The organism is Planococcus sp. APC 3906 (assembly GCF_030407685.1).
Lineage (GTDB): Bacteria > Bacillota > Bacilli > Bacillales_A > Planococcaceae > Planococcus > Planococcus koreensis.
In genome coordinates this window covers 72,442-92,983 of record NZ_JASDCW010000005.1, presented here as the reverse complement: position 1 = coordinate 92,983, position 20,542 = coordinate 72,442, and the positions used below count along the sequence as shown (strand labels likewise).

The 20,542-nt window shown below is 50.0% G+C and carries 16 protein-coding genes; 9 read left to right on the top strand and 7 right to left on the bottom strand.

Annotation, left to right across the window (positions count from 1 at the left end; all coding sequences use genetic code 11):
* Positions 1-99: 99 nt before the first annotated feature.
* Both QMA09_RS04785 and QMA09_RS04780 read left to right on the top strand, forming a co-directional pair.
* Positions 100-2,874 (top strand): sensor domain-containing phosphodiesterase, encoded by a 2,775-nt coding sequence (locus QMA09_RS04785; protein WP_290212230.1) that lies wholly within the window; start codon positions 100-102, stop codon positions 2,872-2,874.
* 20 nt (positions 2,875-2,894) lie between these two features.
* On the top strand, positions 2,895-4,532 hold the full coding sequence (locus QMA09_RS04780) for a thiamine pyrophosphate-binding protein (RefSeq protein ID WP_290212229.1): 1,638 nt from the start codon (positions 2,895-2,897) through the stop codon (positions 4,530-4,532).
* Positions 4,533-4,585: 53 nt separating this feature from the next.
* Here QMA09_RS04780 and QMA09_RS04775 read toward each other — a convergent pair whose 3' ends face one another.
* Positions 4,586-5,230, bottom strand: coding sequence for a hypothetical protein (locus QMA09_RS04775; protein WP_290212228.1), 645 nt, complete (start codon positions 5,228-5,230; stop codon positions 4,586-4,588).
* 739 nt (positions 5,231-5,969) lie between these two features.
* Between QMA09_RS04775 and QMA09_RS04770 the strand changes: the two genes are divergently transcribed.
* The 3 genes from QMA09_RS04770 (at position 5,970) to QMA09_RS04760 (ending at position 8,481) form a co-directional block, all read left to right on the top strand.
* Positions 5,970-6,416: a DUF4385 domain-containing protein gene (locus tag QMA09_RS04770; RefSeq protein ID WP_290212227.1), complete on the top strand. Its 447-nt coding sequence runs from the start codon at positions 5,970-5,972 to the stop codon at positions 6,414-6,416.
* Positions 6,417-6,659: 243 nt separating this feature from the next.
* Positions 6,660-7,487, top strand: a complete 828-nt coding sequence (locus QMA09_RS04765) for an undecaprenyl-diphosphate phosphatase (RefSeq protein WP_290212226.1) — start codon at positions 6,660-6,662, stop codon at positions 7,485-7,487.
* 103 nt (positions 7,488-7,590) lie between these two features.
* Positions 7,591-8,481, top strand: a complete 891-nt coding sequence (locus QMA09_RS04760) for a TIGR01777 family oxidoreductase (protein WP_290212225.1) — start codon at positions 7,591-7,593, stop codon at positions 8,479-8,481.
* A gap of 51 nt (positions 8,482-8,532) precedes the next feature.
* Here QMA09_RS04760 and QMA09_RS04755 read toward each other — a convergent pair whose 3' ends face one another.
* From QMA09_RS04755 to QMA09_RS04745, 3 genes are all read right to left on the bottom strand, one after another.
* Entirely contained in the window at positions 8,533-8,904 is a 372-nt protein-coding gene (locus tag QMA09_RS04755; protein ID WP_290212224.1) for a DUF5655 domain-containing protein, read from the bottom strand.
* Positions 8,905-8,967: 63 nt separating this feature from the next.
* On the bottom strand, positions 8,968-9,441 hold the full coding sequence (locus QMA09_RS04750) for a GNAT family N-acetyltransferase (protein WP_290212223.1): 474 nt from the start codon (positions 9,439-9,441) through the stop codon (positions 8,968-8,970).
* A 73-nt stretch (positions 9,442-9,514) separates the two neighbouring features.
* Positions 9,515-10,312, bottom strand: coding sequence for a DUF817 domain-containing protein (locus tag QMA09_RS04745; protein ID WP_290212222.1), 798 nt, complete (start codon positions 10,310-10,312; stop codon positions 9,515-9,517).
* Between the two features lie 253 nt (positions 10,313-10,565).
* Here QMA09_RS04745 and QMA09_RS04740 point away from each other — a divergent pair, with 253 nt between their 5' ends.
* The gene (locus tag QMA09_RS04740) at positions 10,566-12,935 is read left to right on the top strand and encodes a M14 family zinc carboxypeptidase (protein ID WP_290212221.1); all 2,370 of its coding nucleotides are present in this window, start codon (positions 10,566-10,568) and stop codon (positions 12,933-12,935) included.
* Between the two features lie 93 nt (positions 12,936-13,028).
* Positions 13,029-14,771: a DNA/RNA non-specific endonuclease gene (locus tag QMA09_RS04735; protein WP_290212220.1), complete on the top strand. Its 1,743-nt coding sequence runs from the start codon at positions 13,029-13,031 to the stop codon at positions 14,769-14,771.
* Between the two features lie 164 nt (positions 14,772-14,935).
* Here QMA09_RS04735 and QMA09_RS04730 read toward each other — a convergent pair whose 3' ends face one another.
* The 3 genes from QMA09_RS04730 to QMA09_RS04720 form a co-directional block, all read right to left on the bottom strand.
* Positions 14,936-15,388, bottom strand: a complete 453-nt coding sequence (locus tag QMA09_RS04730) for a DUF305 domain-containing protein (protein ID WP_290212219.1) — start codon at positions 15,386-15,388, stop codon at positions 14,936-14,938.
* A gap of 664 nt (positions 15,389-16,052) precedes the next feature.
* Positions 16,053-17,150, bottom strand: coding sequence for an ABC transporter ATP-binding protein (locus QMA09_RS04725; RefSeq protein ID WP_290212218.1), 1,098 nt, complete (start codon positions 17,148-17,150; stop codon positions 16,053-16,055).
* A 106-nt stretch (positions 17,151-17,256) separates the two neighbouring features.
* Positions 17,257-18,147, bottom strand: coding sequence for a PucR family transcriptional regulator (locus QMA09_RS04720; RefSeq protein WP_290212217.1), 891 nt, complete (start codon positions 18,145-18,147; stop codon positions 17,257-17,259).
* Positions 18,148-18,335: 188 nt separating this feature from the next.
* On the opposite strand from QMA09_RS04720, the gene QMA09_RS04715 reads away from it, so the two are divergent.
* On the top strand, positions 18,336-18,902 hold the full coding sequence (locus QMA09_RS04715; protein WP_290212216.1) for an MEDS domain-containing protein: 567 nt from the start codon (positions 18,336-18,338) through the stop codon (positions 18,900-18,902).
* Positions 18,903-19,042: 140 nt separating this feature from the next.
* A complete protein-coding gene (locus tag QMA09_RS04710) occupies positions 19,043-20,518 on the top strand; it encodes a protein adenylyltransferase SelO (protein WP_290212215.1) in 1,476 nt (491 codons plus the stop codon).
* Positions 20,519-20,542 lie beyond the last annotated feature (24 nt).

The following is a 20,542-nucleotide window of genomic DNA, read 5'->3' as shown; positions in this document are numbered from 1 at the left end:
AAATTAATTGATAAATATTGTAAATTTAAGGTAATTTTTAAAAGTTCTGCAAACAGGGGAAATCATGCTGGGGAAGCAATAGGAATGGAGAGCGTGTGCATGCAAAAAGAACAAACAAGATACTCGCGACTTGCGCATATTACAAGGCTGATCAATACGAAACTGGAGCTTCGGGAAGTGCTTGAGCACGTTACGGCAGCGATATCAGAAGAAATTGTCCAATGCGATTCGGTCGGTATTTATCTGCCGGAAAGCAATGGCGATTACCGGGGGTATGTAGGAAAGCCGAAATACATCAACGGCACGACGCTTGATATGCATGTCATCGATATGGAGTATGATTTGCTTGCGAAAGAAGTAGTCGAGACCAAAAAAACCATCTATATCCCGGACACTTCAAAAGATACACGCCCGGATCCGCGTGCAGTTGGAGCTTTCAAGATCAAATCGCTGCTTGCACTGCCGATTACGTATGAAGACGAGTTGTTTGGCTTGGTGTTCCTTTTTGATTACGGCATCCCGATGGACTTGAAGGAAGAAGAAATCCAGACGGTTGAAGCGTATGTCAATATGGCGGGCGTCGCCATCCGCAACGCCACGAATTTGACGCGCAAAGAAAATTTGATCGCTGAAAAGCAATTGCTGCTGGATCTGACACGCGACTTGTCGTTGTGTGCGACGATGCAGGAATGCTTGGATAAATGCTTTGCTTATGTCGGTAAAGTGCTCAACAACCCGAACGTCGCCGTGCATCTGCTCGATCCGCTAGCGGGACAGCGTATCAAACCGGCTACAGTAAGCCGCGACAGCGACTGGACAGAAGAAGACTGGCTGGAAACGCATAGCAAACAGGAATTCGACCAAACCAATGATCTTGTGATGCAGGAAGTAGTGCGCACGAAGAAAATGCTGCTCATACCGGATGTCTTTGCGGACAGCCGGCCGAACCATGACGTGTGCACGAATTTCGGCATCAAAGGGATGTTCATGATTCCGCTTGTGGCGATGGGCGAAGTGCTCGGCGCACTGGCGATTGTTGAATTGGAAAAAGAAACGATGTCGCTGTCGGAAGCGGATATGCAATTGGCCCAATCGATTGCCGATGCGACGGCGTCGACTTTGTCGAATTTATTGTATATGGAAAAGCAGGAAGTGATCATCGAAGAGCGGACGTCCGAAATCCGCATCAAGAACAGCGAACTGGAAAAAGTGGTGGCGGAGCTGGAAAGCCTGAGCCGCGAAAAAATGCTGATTTTGAATTCCGCCGGCGAAGGGATTTTCGGTCTGGACCTGCAGGGCAACATCACGTTCTGCAACCCCGCGAGTGCCGCCATGCTCGGCTATGAAAAAGACGAGCTGACCGGAAAATCGTACCGGGTGATTTTCGTAGTCACCGAAGAGAATGGGAGCGACTTGCCGAACTGCACCCCGGATCAACAGTTCATCAAAAAAAATGGCGAGCATTTTCCAGTGGAATGCGTCATTTCCGAAATCAGGGAAGGCAGCGCAGTGCTTGGTGAGGTTGTGACGTTCAAGGACATCACCGAGCGCAAATTGCTTGAAGAAGAAATCAAATACTTGGCGTATTACGACAGCTTGACCGATTTGCCGAACCGCGTGCTGCTGAATGACCGGCTGAACCTTGCGCTGAACGAAGCGCGGAAAAAAGACCAGAAAATAGCTGTGCTGTATTTGGATTTGGATCGCTTCAAATTGATCAACGACAGTTTGGGGCATAGCTATGGCGACTTGCTGCTGCGTGAAGCGGCCGAGCGTCTGAAAGTGAGCATCCCGCCGAACGCCATCATCTCGAGGCAAGGGGGAGACGAGTTTACCATCATCCTGACCGATGTCAAAGGACAAGAGGACGTTCTGGATGCGCTTGAGCACGTCATGGATGCATTTGCCCATCCATTCCCATTAAAAGGAAATGAAGTTTTCATCAAAACGAGCATCGGCATCAGTATGTTCCCGAAAGACGGCGATACAGCGGAGATGCTCATCAAGCATGCAGATGCAGCGATGTACAAATCAAAAGAAAAATCCGGGACCCATTACCATTTCTTTGAAAGCGAGATGAACCATCGCAATATGGAAAGCATCAAGCTTGAAAACGCATTATACAAAGCGCTTGGCAATGATGAATTGGAAATTTACTACCAGCCTCAAATCGACAGTGCAACCGAAGAAATCATCGGCGCCGAAGCCCTTCTTAGGTGGCACCATCCGACTGAAGGCCTCGTTTCGCCCGTGGACTTCATTCCAATTGCGGAAGAAACCGGCTTGATTGTGCCGATCGGCCGCTGGGTTCTGAAAAATGCCTGCAGGCAATTGAAGGATTGGCAGGAGCAGGGGCATAGCCGCATGAGCGTGTCCGTGAACTTGTCCGGCCGCCAGTTCGAAGAAGACAACCTTGTTTCCATGATCGGCGAGACTTTGATGGAATATCGCCTGGCACCTGAATTCCTGCATATCGAATTGACTGAAAACCAAATCATCAAAAACAGTGAAGTGACGATCAAGAAGATGAAAGAGTTGAAAAAGCTGGGTGTCAACATCGCCATCGATGATTTCGGCACCGGCTATTCATCGCTGGGCTATTTAAAGAATTTCCCGATCGATTTTCTGAAAATCGACCGGTCGTTCATCCAGGACATCATCGAGGATGACGATAACGCAGCCATCACCAATACGATCATCACATTGGCCAAGAACTTGAATTTGCAGGTCATCGCGGAAGGCGTCGAAACAATCGAGCAGTTGGAGTTCCTGAAATCGAAAAACTGCTTTATCATGCAGGGCTATTATTTCAGCCGGCCGATTACAGCCGTCGAGCTTGCCGCTAAATATTTCGGAAGAGAGAGAAGAAACTAATCATATCCAGGGGGAATTTGATGAAAGCTGTACGTTCTGCATTAGAATATTTAAAAGGCGCGGGAGTGACGCACGTATTCGGCATTCCAGCAGGATCCGTCAATGCGTTTTTCAATGAATTATACGATATGCCCGAAATTACATCGGTTGTAGCGAAGCACGAAGGGGCAGCGGGCTATATGGCTGCTTCCTACGCAAAATACTCGAAAAAGATGAGCGTCTGCATCGGCAGCAGCGGCCCGGGTGCCACCAATTTGGTGACCGGCGCAGCCAATGCGATGCGCGAGCATTTGCCGGTTTTGTTCATCACAGGAGCAGTTCCAGTCAGCACGATGGGACTGAACGCGTCGCAGGAATTGGACGCAGATCCAGTATTCAAGTCCGTGACCAAATACAGTGTGACGGTGAAGGATGCCAAGGATCTGTTGAAAGAAATCGCCAAAGCGACGGAAATCGCTATCTCGGGCGTTCCTGGGCCAGTCCATGTCGCAATGCCGATCGATGTCCAGCAAGGCGACGTTGGCATGCCTGAAATTCCAGCTCCGCCCGTGCGCCGAGATATGGCGCCTGATCTCGAAGCGATCAAATTCGCTGCGAAAGAAATGGCTGAACGCAAGACGGGCTATATCTTTGCAGGTCAAGGCGCAAGCCAGTCTGTCGATCAGTTGATCGAACTGGCAGAATTGCTCGATTGGCCGATCATGGTCTCACCGCAAGGCAAAAGCATCATGAAGAGCAGCCATCCGTTGTTTGCGGGAATCTTCGGGTTTGCCGGCAGCGAAATGGCGTCGAAGCTGATCAATGAAGGCGACGGCAAAACATTGCTTGTCGTCGGTTCGAGCCTTGGCGAAACTGCAACGAATAATTACAATGCCAATATGGCGAAAGACCGCTTCCTTGTTCAAATGGATTTTGACGCTTCGGTATTCAACCGCAAATACGAAGTCGATGCGCCGATTCTTGGCGATATCCACTTGAGCCTTGCATTCCTGATTGAGGAACTAAAAGCGCTTGGATTGACGGCACGGCCGAAAGACGCGCCGCTTGCCGAAATGCCATCGGCGGATCTTACCGAATACAGCACAAAAAATGTCTTGCTGAAATTGCAGCAATACTTGCCGGCTGAAACGCGCTACACGATCGATATCGGCGAATTCATGGCGTATGTCATCCATCATATGGACGTTCCGGAAACAGGCACATTCGACATCAATGTCCATTTCGGAGCGATGGGCAGCGGCTTGAACGCTGCAATCGGCTCGAAGTTCGCAGAGCCTGAACGTCCGGTTGTCGCAGTGACGGGCGACGGCTGCTTCTTCATGCACGGCATGGAAATTTTGACGGCGAAAGAGCATAAGCTGCCAATTCTTTTTGTCGTCATGAACAACGCGCGCCTCGGCATGGTCTACCACGGCCATTCGCTTCAATACAAACGCGTCCATGCATCATTCGAACAAGAGCCGGTCGACATTTCCGCGATGGCGGCTGCGATGAACATCCCGAGTTTCCGTGTGGATTCGATGGATGATTTGAGCCAGGACGTATTGGATCGCCTGACAAGCCTCAACGGGCCAGCGGTGCTGGAAGTAGCACTTGTCGACAACAACACACCGCCAATGGGAGACCGGGTCAAATTCCTGTCTTCATTCGGCAAATAAAAGCCTGGCCGATCTATAGAAAGTGAAAACCCCCTCTTATAGAAGAGGGGGTTTTACAATTGGGAATAATGTTCATTGGTGACGGCAATGATGGCATTGACGGTTTGCCGCTTGAAGTGGTCCGGCACGGATCGCCCTTCAGGGTTGCAGTAATACAAGGCGCCGATTTGGTAGTTGAACGAATAGCCGAGAGCGCCAAGAGCCCGTTCGAGAGGATCAGGAAGCCTGTGGAGTCCTGTATGTAAGATGAAAAATGCGGAAGCGATGACTTTGACGTCGACGTCTTGAAAGCCGGTATGGATTTCGAACAAGTCGCCGTCCTTACGTGCAATCCATTGGCCTTTTGAATACAGCGAAATGCGCGTGCGGCTGAGGGCCGCAATGCCTTCGAGGTTTGTGCCGAATAGTTCGTTCATCATTTTGCGGATGCCGGGACCGTCTGCGGCGTTTTCACGGGTGGCTAAATAATGGTCGATTGCTGCAGTGGAAGCATTGTCATCTTCTTTCACAAGCAGGCCGATTTCTTTTTCAAGCACAGGCACCCTGCAATAATCGATGCCGAACGCTTCATAGACAATGCGGCAGATTTTGTCGCCGTTAAGCGCGCCGCCGAAATTACGTACGAGGGCATCCATACGCTCAGTTTTGTCAGCATATTGTGTTGATGATTCTTTTAAAGTCGGTTGAACAGTGTCCATACAAGCGGTCCTCCTAATTTAAAAATGAAATTTTCTTTATATTGAAATTATATCCTAAATTAGTTCAATAGATATGTTTTATTTGATGGAATTATGTAAAAATAACCATTTTATGGGTAGTTTTATAAATTAACATGAACTAATCCACCGTTAACATGAACTATCCTGCAATTAACCGGCAATAAGCCGAGCTTTACATGAACTATATAAGTTGAACTAAAGTCATAGAAAAGTGAAAATCGCTTCGGACGCTTTGGGCATGGCTTCCGCAATAAGCCGAGAAAACCAATCGTCTCATCGCTAAAAACATCTGCTTCTGTCTCTGCATCGCTATGCTAGCTTCGAGACATGAAAAACCGTTGCATCGCTGCGCTAGCTCCTTGCTCAGCCTCTTGACGCGCCTACGCTGAGATAATTCTCGATATGGAGCAAAACAGCTGCGAAAACCTTACTGCTCCTGCAGTGCTGCGCACTTCGTCGCAAAGACATGCCCTCGCTAGCTTCGGCCAATGTCTTTCCTGCGGAATAGCGAGACTCCCGAGACCCCGCAGGAAGCGGAGCGACCGAGGAGGCTTGGGAGCGAGCCCGCGGAAAGCGCAGCTGTTTTGCGGAATATCGAATATAAGTATTCACTAGTTCAACTTATATAACTGCTTTGCCCCGAAAATAAAGCCTCAGCGAAACCATGTGCATCAATTGCTCCTTCAGCGGGTAAGGAAATAAAAAGGAGTGTGTGGACATGGCTTTTGATTATGACCTCGACTACAAGAACTTGGATTTGCGGAAACATCCGGAACTGTACCGGGTCGGCAAAGGGGAGCAAGGGGTCCTGCTTGTGGAACCTTATAAAGGGGAGATTTTGCCGCATTGGCGCTTCAAGACGCCGGAAATTGCGCAGGAATCCTGCGATAAAATTTACGAGATGTTCGAAGAATACCGCAAACAGGATGATTTTGTCGGCATGGACATGGCGCGCAAGTTCATCCAGATGGGCTATACCCGGGCTCGCCGCTACACGAATTACAAAGGCGGGCGCAAATACAATGAAGACGGCACCATCAAAGAACGGCAAATCGATCCGGAAAAAGCAGAGTCAGCTGCCATTTTTAAAAAGAAATGGGATGAGCTCCGCGAAGACGAAGATTACCTCAAACGCAAAAAAGAACACCAGAAAAAATACGGCTAAAGGCGGCGCCGCTGCCTTTAGCCGTATTGCTGCCTGCCTCTAAAGATAAGAGCCCGTAATATTAAAATTTTCCAGAGATTCCGGCAAAGCGCCATGTTCTGTTATAATAAAAACGGAATTCATTAGAGAGAGCCTGAGGGAAATTACATACATAAGCGTTTAGATGCATCTGGCAGTAAAAGGCTGTTTTGGCGAAACGGTATTCTCAAGCCGTGCTCTCTTTGCAGAAAGTAGGATGAAATAATGGAATGGATGGATTTATTGAAAGCCTTGATATTGGGCTTTGTAGAAGGGATGACCGAGTTTGCGCCCGTGTCATCAACTGGACACTTGATCATCGTCGATGATATGTGGCTGAAGTCGCAGGAGTTTCTTGGGAAATATCCGGCAAATACGTTCAAGATTGTCATCCAGCTGGGCTCGATTCTTGCAGTCGTTGTCGTGTTCTGGAAACGCTTGTTCAGCCTGGTCGGTTTATACAAAATCGAAGGCCAGGAAACGAACAAGAACTTCAACTTGCTTCACGTCATTGTCGGCATGCTGCCGGCTGTCGTATTGGGCTTTGCTTTCAAGGACTTGATCGATGACCATTTGTTCGGAGTGGAGACAGTCATCTACGCATTGGTTGCGGGAGCGATTTTGATGATCGCTGCTGATAAATTCGGGCCGCGCGTGCCGAAAGTCAACTCGCTTGATGAAATCACATACATACAGGCCTTCAAAGTCGGCCTCGTGCAATGTTTGTCGCTCTGGCCAGGATTTTCGCGTTCAGGCGCGACGATTTCGGGCGGCGTGCTGTTCGGCTTGAGCCACCGCACCGCTGCTGACTTCACGTTCATCATGGCCGTGCCGATCATGATCGGTGCAAGCCTTGTATCGGTACTGAAAAACCTGGATACGCTGTCGATGGATTATCTGTCATTTTACGCAGTCGGTTTTATCAGTGCTTTCATCTTCGCTTTGATTTCAATCCGCTTCTTCCTGAAGTTGATCGCGAAAGTGAAACTGACGCCGTTCGCCATTTACCGTCTGATTTTAGCAGCAATTTTATCGGTTATCGTCTTCCTATAAAAAAAGGGTATCCAGAAATTTCCTGGATGCCTATTTTTTATGAATCTTTTGGCGTGCATCAAACGTTAGTATAACTAACAGACAACAGAAACGGGGAGAGCTCATGAAGAGGAAAGTGGTTATCGCAGGCGGAACCGGATTTATCGGTCAATATTTTAACGACAGGCTAGCGGAATCCGGCTATGAAGTGCATATCATTTCAAGGCTTAACAATCACATTATGTGGAAAGACCACCACGGTATCGTCGCTGCACTGGATGGCGCGGATATGCTGATCAATTTGGCAGGGAAATCGGTCAATTGCCGGTACACTGATAAGAATAAAGATGAAATCTTGAAATCGCGCACGGAAACGACGAAAATTCTGAGTACAGCGATGCTGGCATGTGAAAATCCACCGCCTCTGTGGGTCAACGCCAGCACAGCGACCATTTACCGCCACGCCGAAGACCGGCCGATGACGGAAGCGGGCGGCGAACTGGGCGAAGGATTCTCGGTGGACGTCGGCAAAGCATGGGAACAGGCTTTTTTCAATTTTAAATTAGAGGGCACGCGCCGTGTTGCGCTGCGCATGGCAATCGTCCTTGGCAGCGGAGGCGGTGCCATGGAGCCGTATCAAAACATGGTGCGCTTCGGCCTCGGCGGCAAACAAGGTTCGGGCAAGCAGATGTTCAGCTGGATCCACATCGAAGACCTGTACCGTATCGTCCTGTTCATGCGCGACCACGAAAACTTGAGCGGCATTTTCAATGCTTCTGCGCCAGTGCCGGTGTCCAATAGCGATATGATGGCATCGATGCGCCGGGCGATGAACCGCAAAGCCGGACTGCCGGCAGCAAAATGGATGCTTCAAATGGGGGCCGCTGCGCTTGGCACGGAAACGGAATTAATCCTTAAAAGCCGCTGGGTCGTGCCGGAACGTCTGGAGCAGGCGGGCTTTCAATTCCAGTATGAAACACTCGATCAAGCATTGGCAGAGATCGTAAAGAGCTAGCACAATATAAATAAGCAATGAAAAAAGGAGACCGCTTGCGGCCTCCTTTTTCTAATGCTGTGAGAATTTTAACGCTTCAGCAACCCACCCCAATAACTCGTCGTCCACTTCCGATTCGTCAGCAAGGATAACATGGTTCGCCCATCGGCCCGGATTGATGGATGCAGCTTCGGCTATCCGAGGGCTTTGGAGCGGATAGCCGAGCCACAGCGTCACAATCAGGTAATGCTCTGGACGCCCTTTGATTTTTCGGGGCGGCAGCCAGGCAGCGGCAAATACCCGTTTGTCGATAAAAGAGATCTGGCTTTTCCGGACTTCCATCCGTACCTGTGGAACAACGGCCGATATGCTGTCTGTTAATCGTTCGTAAATCGGGATAACTGCTGGCATGGCAACGAAGAACTCTCTTTCATCCTTTTCCATACTTGATTTCCTCCTTAATGGGGGTGAGTTTTCTGCAGCTGTGATTCCCGCAAGCTCTCGAACTTATAATTCCGTTGTTTCCAATTTCATCTTCATGCCTTCATGGGTCGCGGTAAAGCCAAGCCCCTCATAAAACCGCAGCGCGTCCGGCCGCTGTTTGTCGGTCGTCAGCTGAACCAATCGGCACCCGCGCTCTTTGGCGCGTTCGATGGCATAGCGGATCAGCTGTCCGCCGATGCCTTGGCCCCGCACCGTTGAATCGGTCCGTACGCCTTCGATCGTCGCACGCCACGAACCTTGATGCGTCAAATAAGGCGTGAACGTCACTTGCTGGACGCCGATAATGCGGCCAGTTCCGTTGACAGCGACGATCAATTCATTGTTCGGGTCGGCATCGATTGCCTGGAATGCCGCCCCATAACTTGCCGGCAGCGGCTGTTCGTAGCGTTCGCGCGTTTTCCCCAATACATCATCCGCGAGCATTTCCACGATCCGCTCGACATCCTGTTCCTTTGCCTCTCTGAAAGTTAAAGCCATTTCCGCACCTCCGTTTTCTTTTCATCTTACCCGACACGCGTTTATAAGTTAATTCGAAATAAAAGATTGGTTTCTATAAGTTTTCCTTATGAAGCGGAACAAGTGTGGAGCGGGGCTGCTGCACCGAACTTTTCACACGCTTCAGCTGCGCCACGATGATGATGGAAATGATGACGAGTAAAAACCACGAACTGATTTTGCCGATATGGACAAGCGACCAAGCGGCCTGCTGGTCCGGATATTGCCAGGCGCCGAAAAATGTTGTGATGTTCTCGGCGATCCAGATGAAAAAGCCGATAAGCAAGAAGGACAGGATCAGCGGCATTTTATAGATCGTGTCATGGAGCCTGAACGCCACGATTGTGCGGAAGAAGACGAGGAACAGCAAGACTTTCAATCCCCAGCGGATGTCGTACGTGAAATGATGTGTAAAAAAGTTCGCGTAAATCAAGAAACTGATGGCGATTGTGTAAAACGGTTTTGGCCAAGCGTAAATCTGCAAGTCGAGACGCCGCCACGATTGGCAGATATAGCTCGCGACACTCGCGTACATAAAGCCGCTATATAGCGGCACACCGAAAAACTTGCTATAAGCTTCTTCGGGATAAGACCATGAGCCCATATGCACTTTATACAGTTCAAGAGCGAGCCCGATGACGTGGAAGACACAGATGACTTTGAATTCATCCCAGGTCTCGAGTTTCGACGCCAGCATGAATACTTGTGCCAGGATGCACACGAGCAAAATGAAATCATAGCGCGGCAAAAAAGGGATTTCGATGAATTTTGAGAAAGCCAATGCTGCAAAAATGATGACGGGAAAGATGCAGGATAAGGCCTGCAGATAGCCGAATTGCAAAAAATTCTTCATGATGTTCCACCTCCATTTCCAGTTTTAACCTTTACAAGTAGAACGCTGAAAGAGAGTGGAAGGTTTCTTGCTGGGGAGGAATTCGCTTCATGAAAAAGCGATTTAAAAGCTCTTCTATGAACAAAAACGAGACTTTTTTCCTTTTTGATCGACTGAACTTTAGTCGCATAGTTTGATAGTATTTACCAAAAGCTTCAATTATTATTAATGTTAGCTAATATTTATACACAATATAAAAATTGGAGGCAATCAGATGAAAAGAACAGTAAGCGGTTTATTGGCAGTGAGCATGCTCGCCACAGCACCTTGGTCTTCGGTTCTCGCAGAATCTCCGAAAACTACATACGTCAATGCTTTGGAAGAGCAGGATGGCAGCAAATTCAACGCAGAAAACTATGATTTCACGAAATTCTCGAAGATCGGTGCAGAATTGGAGCGCATCAACAAAGCGTCCAACCGCATCAAAGTGGAAGTGCAAGGCGAGTCGGCTGATGGCAATCCGTTATATGTCGTGACCATTGCGGATCCGGAATCAGGTGGCAAATTCGGCCAAAACCAGGCATTGCGCAAACAGATGTTCAAAAATCCGGGCAAAGCACAAGACTGGATCGCCAAGAATCCCGACTTCAAAGTGCCGATCATGATCAACGGTTCGATCCACGGCACCGAATTTGTCGGCAGCGATGCGGTGCTTCAATTGATCGAGCGTTTCGCGACGCAAAATGATGCGCAGACTCAGGAAATCCTGGCCAGTAATATCCTCGTCTTCAACGTCGTCGCCAATCCGGATGGCCGCATCGACGCCACGCGCTTTAACGGCGAAGGCATCGATTTGAACCGTGATTTCGTGACGCAGTCACAGCCGGAAACAGAGCACACCGTTGATTTGATTACCGAATGGAACCCGATGGTTTTCCTCGATACCCATGGCTACGTGAAAAACTACGCGCCGAACAAGCAAGGCTTGATTGAGCCTTGCACGCCGCCGCATAACCCGAACTATGAGTACGATTTGTACAATAAATGGGCGTATGGCCAAGCAGAAGCCATGGAAGCCGAAATTATGAGCAATAAAGGCGAATACGATGGCGCGATTTACCAGAACATGACGGGCACCTATGTGCCGCAGCGCGACGATGCGGCTGGCTGGGACGATTATCCGCCGATTTTCACACCGATGTACGCGATGTACCACGGTGCATACGGCCACACATTAGAAGCGCCGACAAACGATGAAGATGGCGTGAAGTGGATGTACGACGCGGTCATGGGCGCATTGCAATATGCAACGGACAATAAAGACGAAATGATCACCGACCAGATTGAGATCTTTAAACGCGGCATCAATTTCGACCATCCGTTCCATGCAGACGGCTTTTTCCCGGAAGCGTATGTGCTGCCAGTGGATGAAAAAGATTCGACCGTAACGGAAAAAGCGGTCAACCATTTGATCAAGAACGATATCGAAGTGGTGAAAGCGACGAAAGATTTCACTGCTGATGGCAAGACGTATAAAAAAGGATCATATATCGTGAAGCTGGACCAAGCGAAAGCGGGTCTTGCGAACACGTTCCTGTGGGACGGCGAGGACATCACCGATGACACGCCGGCAATGTACGACATTTCTGCATGGAGCCTGCCTGAACTGTGGGGCTTTGACGCATTCGCCATCAACACAGAGTTCAACGCGCCAGCTACGAAAGTCAATGAAGTAAAAGGGCAAGGTTCGGTAACTGGAAAAGGGCCGTTCACGATTCCGAATACATCCGTCAAAGCGGTTGAATTGGTCAACAGCCTTCTAAGCCAAGGCGTTGCAGTGAAACGCAGCGAAACAACAGGCGATTTCTTTGTGGAATCTCCGGCCAACGCAATCTCGGCAGCGGTGAAAGCATCCGGCCTGCACGTGAAGAGCGGGTCGGTTCCGGCTGATGCTGAAGTGATTTCTTCGGTCAAAGTCGCGATCCTCGAAGACGGCGGCATGAACAAAGTGCAATCGCATGCCGGCATGAATTTGGCGCTTGAACGCCTCGGTTTCGATGTCACGGAACTGTCTCCGGCAGAAGTGGCGGAAGCGGGCCTTGCAGGCTTTGACGCGTTCGTCTACAACGGCACGGAAGGCTTGATTTCCACAAGCTTAAGCGCGGCAAACAAAGAGTTCGGCTTCCAGAACGCAGCGCAATTGGAGCAATTCAAAGCGAACATCAACGCATTCATCGCTGACGGCGGCAAATACATCGCAGCCGGAGCCGGTGCATCGCGCGCAACCAAAACGCTTGGCTTGACGCAAGTGAGCGTCAATAGCGGCGGCAACAACAGCAACGGCATCGTGTCTGTTGACTACGACGGTACAGGCATCACAGCGGGCTACGGCCAGGACGACATCGGTTTCGTCTACCGTCCGGCTTGGTATACAGGCGCTAAAGCAGGCGAAGTCCAAGCGTCATTCGATGACAGCGACTTCTTCATGGCAGGGCATTGGAAAGGGAACGAAGCTGCTTCCGGCCAGCCGGTCATTGTCCGCGAAAGCGATAAAGACGTCACGCTGATCGGGCTCGAGCCAGCATTCCGTGACCACACGGATTACTTGTTCCGCCTCGTATCAAACGCGCTTTACACGAAATAAACGATCATTAGAGAGCAGCCGATTTTTCATCCGCTGCTCTTTTTCCATTGCACAGCCGAATGTTGAAAATCCAGCCATAAAGGAGAGGATAGCATGACAGAAGGAAGAATGGAGAAAATTAAACAACAAGCACTGGCCCGCTACCAGAAACTCGAACAGCAAAGGGCGATGGAAGCAACAGCGGCAGCCGGACCTGAAGCGATGGACGCGCGCATAAGCGTCATCAATCCGCATGACAGCCTCGCAACAGAACGCATCATCCACAACAGCGATTTGTTCCCGATCGCTTATCTTGAAGCCGGTTTAAATGCCGGGAAAGCCGTGTGCCGCATTTCGCTGCGCAACCATCAGGGGCAGATCAAAGGCTACGGCACCGGTTTTTTGATTTCACCATCGCTGATTTTGACCAATAATCACGTTGTTGATACGTATGACACCGCATTGAATGCCGTTGCGGAATTCAATTACGAAGACGATGTGAATTTCATGCCGCGCACCATCGTCTCGTTTCGCCTGGAGCCGGAGAAGCTGTTCATCACTGATGAAGCGCTGGATTTTTCGATCATTGCCGTACAGGAAAAGGCGCTGAGCGGAGCGCTGGTTTCGGATTTCGGCCATTTGCCGCTGCTGCCGATGCCCGGAAAGATTTTGGAAGGTGAATACGTCTCCATCACCCAGCATCCGCAGGGAGGGCCGAAAGCAGTGACGGTCCGGGAAAATGAAGTGAAATTCCTGTCGGACGATTTTGTCCATTACGTAAGCGATACCGAGCCGGGTTCATCAGGCTCGCCGGTCTTCAATGACCAGTGGATCGTCGCCGCGCTGCATCATGCAGGCGTCCCGGATCCGAATGACCCAAGCAAATGGATTGCCAATGAAGGCATCCGGATCAGTTCGATTTTGCGCCATCTGGAGGGGGTGCGTGGGAATCTGGATGCAGCGGAATCCTGGCTGCTCGATGTCCTATTGCCCCAAGCGCCAATTCCGGACGACGGGCTTTTGCCGATCGAAGTCGGCGAACTCGCTGCTGATTGGTACAGCGATGCTACGGGATACGACGCTGCGTTTCTTGGGCTTGGAAAGGAAGTGCCGCTTCCGCCGGTAAGAAATAGCGCAGACATCGCGGAAACCTTGGACGGCGGGACAAAGCTCGACTATACGCATTTTTCCATTATCATGAGCCGATCGCGGCGGCTTGCCTATTATTCGGCTGTGAACATTGACGGCAGCCAATTGGTCAGCGTCCAACGCTCGAACGATAAATGGTATTTCGATCCGCGGCTTGCCCGGGAATTCCAGAGCGGGCCGGAGCTGTATGCACGCAATGACCTGGACCGCGGCCATTTGACAAGAAGGCAGGATCCGAACTGGGGAAGAGATGCTGTCCAGGCGAATGCACATACGTTCCACTTCACCAATAGCGCGCCGCAGCACAAAGCACTCAATCAGAAGACCTGGCTCAGCCTGGAAGATTACATCCTGGAAAACGCAGTGGCGAACGGTTTTAAAGTGAACGTCTTCACCGGCCCGGTGTTCCGGGAAGACGATGTTTTGTACCGCGGCGAATTCCGGATTCCGGCTGAATTCTGGAAAGTGGCGGTCATGGCCAAAGAAGACGGCACGCTGTCAGCAACAGCTTACTTGCTGACGCAGCGCAGCTTGATCGAGGATTTGGAATTCGCCTATGGGCCGTTCCAGACTTTCCAGGTGCCGGTCGCGCTCCTCGATGGCTTGGCGGGCATCGACTTCAGCGGCCTGCAGCCGTACGATCCGTTGGCAAATGTGGAAGGGGTTGGCGGCAGAAGGATTGACAGCGAAAAGGACATTTTGTTTTAAGTACTGGCCAAAAGCCAGCAGGCAGACGATTTTAAGTTTCTAAGGTGTAATTGCAGTTCGCTAAAGGAGAAATGCGCTCTTTCAATAAAAAGAGCCCTCAGCGCAGTTCAAATCGCTGAGGGCTTTTCATATTCCATGCTTAATCTAGAGGACTTTATATACGGCTATTCCTGATTTTCAAGCTCTTCGATCAATTTCTCCATTTCCGTGATTTCTTTCTTCTGTGCTTTGATGATTTTGTCAGCCAATTCACGCACACGCGGGTCGCTGATGTCTGCCCGCTCGCTTGTCAGAATGGCAATGGAATGGTGGGGAATCATTGCTTTCATCCAACTGCTGTCATCAACAGTGGTCTGGCTGCGCACGAGCCACAGTGACAACGCGAAAACCAATGCGCTCCCTGCTAAAATCGCTGCATTCACTTTTTTATTTTCGTACATTTTCCACATGAACAAGAGCATGACAATCGCCATGACCGAGCCCATGATCAACGCCATATAAATACGCGTCTGGCTAAGCCAGATATGGTCGAGCTGGAAGACATTCAGGAACATCAGCCAGTACATGATGATCGTCGAAACCCCAATCATAATTCCGAATCGAACGTAATTTTTCATCCGAATCCATCTCCTTTTTTATGAGAATCAGGTTCTATGGAAAAACCTCTGTATTCTGCTGTACCCGACAGTTTTGCAAATTCAGTGCAGAATGAGTAAAAAAGGCGGAATTTTTTATAATGTGGAAGAAGAGATTTCCGCTAGTGCCGGTTAATGTCGAAGCAGTTCATGTTAATGGCTGGCTAGATCATGTCAACTCGCCCACACTGCATGTTAACGTCTGGCTAAGTCATGTTAACTGCGATTTAGTTCATGTTAACGGGCAAACCTGTTAAACCAACCCAATGGATGGTTGCATTTCGCTAAGGCGAAATGCGCAAATGCTCGAGAAGGAGCCGTTCGCCGTGGCGAACGGCTTTTCCATTTAGGTGCTTGAACTTGGATCGTGGAGAGATGCTTTTCAGCTAGTGCCGGTTAACGTCGGAACAGTTCATGTTGATTGCTGGCTAGTTCATGTTAACTCGCTGCTAAGTCATGTTAACTCAAGGCTAAGTCATCTTAACGAAGAAATACTGCTGGTTAACGGCTGAACCAGCGGCATCGAACGCGGTTTGCCAAGAACAAAAGAAAAAGCTGCCGGGAAACTACCGGCAGCTTGGAACAGCCTTCGCAAAAGCGAAGGGATTTTTCAGTTTTCAACGTCCGCTGCAACAGCGGGGGAATTTTATCGGATGCGCAATTCAGATTCGCTGTCGAAGAAATGGGCTTTGTTCATATCGAACGCCATATCGATTGTCGTATCAGCTTCGACATTGAAGCGTGAGTCGACGCGCGCTACAAAATCCTGGTCGTCCACTTTGGAGTAGAGGATGATTTCCGAGCCCATCAATTCCGCAACGTCGATGTACGCTTTTAGTTTCGTATGCGGTGAATGCTCAAGGAAAATCGGCTCATCGTGGATGTCTTCAGGGCGGATGCCGAGAACGAGTTCTTTGCCTTCGTAGCCTAGGTCCTGAAGCATTTTCAATTTGCTTTCAGGGACGCGGACACGGATGTCGTTCATGACAAAGTCGCCGCCCATCAATTTGCCGCGCAGGAAGTTCATGGACGGCGATCCGATAAAGCCGCCAACGAACATGTTTTCAGGCAAGTCGTAAACTTCTTTCGGTGTGCCGACTTGTTGGATGAATCCGTCTTTCATAACAACCAAACGCGTCGCCATCGTCATCGCTTCTGTCTGGTCATGCGTTACGTAGACAGTCGTCGTCTGCAAGCGGCGGTGCAATTTCTGGATTTCTGCACGCATCTGTACGCGCAATTTCGCGTCCAAGTTCGACAACGGCTCATCCATCAAGAAGACTTTTGCGTCACGGACGATTGCACGGCCTAAAGCGACACGCTGGCGCTGTCCGCCTGATAGCGCTTTCGGTTTGCGGTTCAAATAATCTTCAAGGCCAAGGATTTTCGCGGCATTGGCCACGCGCGCTTTGATGTCATCTTTTTTCATCTTGCGCAGCTTCAAGCTGAACGCCATGTTTTCATAAACAGTCATGTGCGGGTACAACGCATAGTTCTGGAACACCATTGCGATGTCGCGGTCTTTTGGCGAAACGTCATTGACGCGTCTGTCGCCGATGAACAAATCGCCTTCCGTGATGTCTTCCAGTCCAGCGATCATGCGAAGCGTTGTCGATTTACCGCAGCCTGATGGCCCGACAAGCACCAAAAATTCTTTGTCGCGGATCTCCAAGTTGAAATCTTGTACAGAAACGACGCCTTTTTCGTATTCTTTTTTGATGTTCACTAAGGATAAGCCAGTCATTTGTTTTCCCCCAATAATAGTTTCGTCTTGAGAACAGCATACCTGACCGGCCGTTTAGAGAAAATGTCAAACTTGCCTAAAAATGAAAGCGCTTTTTTGTGCACATTTACTTTTGGATCAAAATCGCCAAGTAAACTGCCATTGCTTGATGGAATTTGCGAATGTCGATTCCGGTATTGTCGAAGAAGCGGTCAAGCCGGTATTGCAGGCTGTTGCGGTGCATGTGCAGCGCTTTTGCCGTTTCGGAGATATTTAAATTATTGCGCACAAAGGTTTCAATCATCTTCAAGGTTTCTGCATCGTCTTGGTAAACTTGCAAGACGCTTCGCCGAATGTCGCTGAGCAACGGTTCCTGCGCCTGGTCGATCAATAGATACGGCACGGCATCGGCAAAGCTCAAGACGGCTTTATTGGAATAAACGGCAGTGGCCATCGCCGCATCGACGACGGAGCGGTAGGCGGCTGGGGCGCCGTCCAGGCTGTCCTGGAAAGGGCCGACAAAAAATTGGATTTTGATGTACAAGTCACTCATCAATGGATCGATGATTTCTTCGTAGGAGATGGCGCCGTCTTCTGCGGCCAAATAGTCGACCAGGATGCCCTGGTGATCATTTTCCCATAGAATCGGCACTTGCTGAGAGAAGAAATCATGGATCGCGTGTTTGAAAGCGGTCGGGCTGATCTGCTTTTCCTTAATCGAAAAATGGACAAAGCGGTACGGCGAATCCAAAGCGAAGCCGCTCGCATCCGGCTGTATAGCGGGATTGACCGCAGCGAGCCATTTCGTTTCTTCGTCTGTAAGGACAGGGAACTGCGGATTATAAGGTGTCAGGAAGGCAGCGAGCAGCACCAGGTCTTTTGCGGCAAGTTCGGTTTCATGGATGCCGAAGATGGCGCCATCCTCCGCAGAAAACCATTTATAGGCCGGATCTGCAGCCGGTGAACCTTGCCGATGGACTTGGAGCGAAGGATAAATTTTACTCAATTGGTTGATCATCGAATACCTCTTTTCGCATTCAGGGCGAATGGCTGTTTTGGCTGTTGATGCAGGCAGACGCATTTCTGTAATTTACTTATTATACAATAAATCGGATTTACGAGGGAGGACAAACGTTCCCTTTTTCTGTATACTGAATTTAGAAAATAACAGGTCCGGACACAAAGACTGATCAAAGGGATGATGAATTGACTCAAAATATGCTGCAATTGTTTGAACAACGCCGCGATGCTCATGTGCTGTATGCATACGAAGGAACGGAAAGCTATAACGACCAGATTATCGCTTATGCCAAGCATGGCGTAGAAGCGGGGGAATACGTCATTTTAATCGAAAATTCCCGTTTGACTCCGAACATCAAAGCGGAGTTGAAAAAACAGCTAAGCAAAGAACAAATGGAATTTATCCATTTCGTGAACAGCTTTGATTTTTATTGTTCAAGCGGCAGCTATCATCCGCCTGCAATCCAGGCGTATTTCGAAAAAATGATTGAACCTTATGTGGTTCGCCAAGCAAAATTCCGTGGGTGGGCGCATGTGGAATGGGCAACGATTGATGAGCCGGTTCACATCATCCGGGATTTTGAAAAAATCATTGATGTCGCGGTGAAAGATTTGGAATTCCCGCTGATTTGCGCTTACGATAACAAGTTGATGCCTGATGCGGTCAAAACGATGTTATTGGAAACGCATCCTTACGTTCTCGTCGAAAACGATGCGGTCGTTTCGGATCAATATGCAACTTCCGAAGTGTAAATTCAATAACATCCACGCTGCCGCGAAATAACGGCAGTTTTTTTATGCCTAAAACTGGCAGCGGACCGGCAAACGAGCGATTTTAAAACGGAAAAGGTATAGTAGAAGGAACAAATGGACTGCAAAGAAAGGAAGATTTGATGGCTGACAACAAGCAAAAAATCGATTTTGGATGGAAATTGGAAAACAGTTACGCCCAGCTTCCGAGCATGTTCTACACCCAATTGAACCCATGGCCTGTGCGTTCGCCGGAACTGGCGGTCTTCAATGACACGCTGGCGGCGGAGCTCGGTTTGAATAGCGCCGCGCTGAAGACGGAAGAGGGGATCTCGATCCTCGCCGGCAACCATGTTCCAGAAGGTGCAGCGCCGCTTGCCCAAGCGTATGCCGGCCACCAATTCGGCGGCTTCAATATTCTTGGCGACGGTCGTGCCGTACTGCTTGGCGAACAGCTGACACCCCAAGGCGCGCGCTTTGATATCCAGCTGAAAGGCTCAGGGCGGACGCCGTATTCCCGCGGCGGCGACGGGCGCGCTGCGCTAGGGCCGATGCTGCGTGAATTCATCATCAGCGAAGCGATGTTCGCGCTCGGCATCCCGACGTCCCGCAGCCTCGCAGTTGTTGCCACAGGCGAAGAGATTGCGCGCGAAACCTACTTGCCGGGCGCTGTCCTGACGCGAGTCGCGGCAAGCCATCTGCGCTTCGGCACGTTCCAGTTTGCCGCTTTTAAAGGCGAAATCGAAGACCGGAAAGCGCTCGCTGACTACGCCATCAGCCGCCATTACCCGGAGTTTGAATCCGCGGACAATAAATACCTGGCATTCCTGCAGGAAGTGGCGAAGCGCCAAGCCTCGCTCGTTGCAAAATGGATGGCTGTCGGCTTTATCCACGGCGTCATGAACACCGACAATATGACCATCAGCGGCGAAAGCATCGATTACGGCCCGTGTGCATTCATGGACAGCTATGATCCGGGTACCGTTTTCAGTTCGATTGACGAAGGCGGGCGCTACGCGTATGGTAATCAACCGCAAATAACCGGATGGAATCTTGCGCGTTTCGCGGAAACCCTGCTGCCGCTTCTGAGCAGCAAACAGGAAGAAGCAATTGAAATGGCGCAGCAAGCGCTCGATGGTTTTATTGCAGCCTACCAGGAAAATTGGCTGAACGAGATGCGCCGGAAAATCGGCCTCTTTACCGAAGAGCCGGAAGACGGACAGCTTATCCGGCAACTGCTCGGCATCATGAAAGAAGCAGGTGCCGATTACACCAACACGTTCCGCGCGCTGACTTTCGGCACTGTTGCTGAAACAGTGCTCGCCGGCACACGCCCATTCAATGAGTGGAACAAAGCGTGGCAGGAGCGGCTGGGCCGCCAAGCACAGAGTGCTGGCGAGGTTCACGAACTCATGAAAAACAGCAACCCGGGCGTCATTCCGCGCAACCACCGCGTCGAAGAAGCGCTCGAAGCAGCGGTGCAAAGAGGCGATTACAGCGTCATGCAGCGGCTGCTCGAAGCATTGGCGGAGCCATTCAGCCATAAGCCGGAGCACCAGCTGTACACCGAACCGCCGGCAGACCCGGACAACCCGTACCAGACTTTCTGCGGCACTTAACACATTACAAAAAAAAACGGCCGG

Bases quoted from the DNA above. Each gene is read 5' to 3' on its own strand.
- QMA09_RS04745 (WP_290212222.1), bottom strand. From the start codon at position 10,312: ATGAAGAATTTTTTGCAATTCGGCTATCTGCAGGCCTTATCCTGCATC.
- QMA09_RS04740 (WP_290212221.1), top strand. From the start codon at position 10,566: ATGAAAAGAACAGTAAGCGGTTTATTGGCAGTGAGCATGCTCGCCACA.
- QMA09_RS04775 (WP_290212228.1), bottom strand. From the start codon at position 5,230: ATGGACACTGTTCAACCGACTTTAAAAGAATCATCAACACAATATGCT.
- QMA09_RS04725 (WP_290212218.1), bottom strand. From the start codon at position 17,150: ATGACTGGCTTATCCTTAGTGAACATCAAAAAAGAATACGAAAAAGGC.
- QMA09_RS04720 (WP_290212217.1), bottom strand. From the start codon at position 18,147: ATGATCAACCAATTGAGTAAAATTTATCCTTCGCTCCAAGTCCATCGG.
- QMA09_RS04770 (WP_290212227.1), top strand. From the start codon at position 5,970: ATGGCTTTTGATTATGACCTCGACTACAAGAACTTGGATTTGCGGAAA.
- QMA09_RS04755 (WP_290212224.1), bottom strand. From the start codon at position 8,904: ATGGAAAAGGATGAAAGAGAGTTCTTCGTTGCCATGCCAGCAGTTATC.
- QMA09_RS04750 (WP_290212223.1), bottom strand. From the start codon at position 9,441: ATGGCTTTAACTTTCAGAGAGGCAAAGGAACAGGATGTCGAGCGGATC.
- QMA09_RS04760 (WP_290212225.1), top strand. From the start codon at position 7,591: ATGAAGAGGAAAGTGGTTATCGCAGGCGGAACCGGATTTATCGGTCAA.
- QMA09_RS04710 (WP_290212215.1), top strand. From the start codon at position 19,043: ATGGCTGACAACAAGCAAAAAATCGATTTTGGATGGAAATTGGAAAAC.
- QMA09_RS04735 (WP_290212220.1), top strand. From the start codon at position 13,029: ATGACAGAAGGAAGAATGGAGAAAATTAAACAACAAGCACTGGCCCGC.
- QMA09_RS04780 (WP_290212229.1), top strand. From the start codon at position 2,895: ATGAAAGCTGTACGTTCTGCATTAGAATATTTAAAAGGCGCGGGAGTG.
- QMA09_RS04765 (WP_290212226.1), top strand. From the start codon at position 6,660: ATGGAATGGATGGATTTATTGAAAGCCTTGATATTGGGCTTTGTAGAA.
- QMA09_RS04785 (WP_290212230.1), top strand. From the start codon at position 100: ATGCAAAAAGAACAAACAAGATACTCGCGACTTGCGCATATTACAAGG.
- QMA09_RS04730 (WP_290212219.1), bottom strand. From the start codon at position 15,388: ATGAAAAATTACGTTCGATTCGGAATTATGATTGGGGTTTCGACGATC.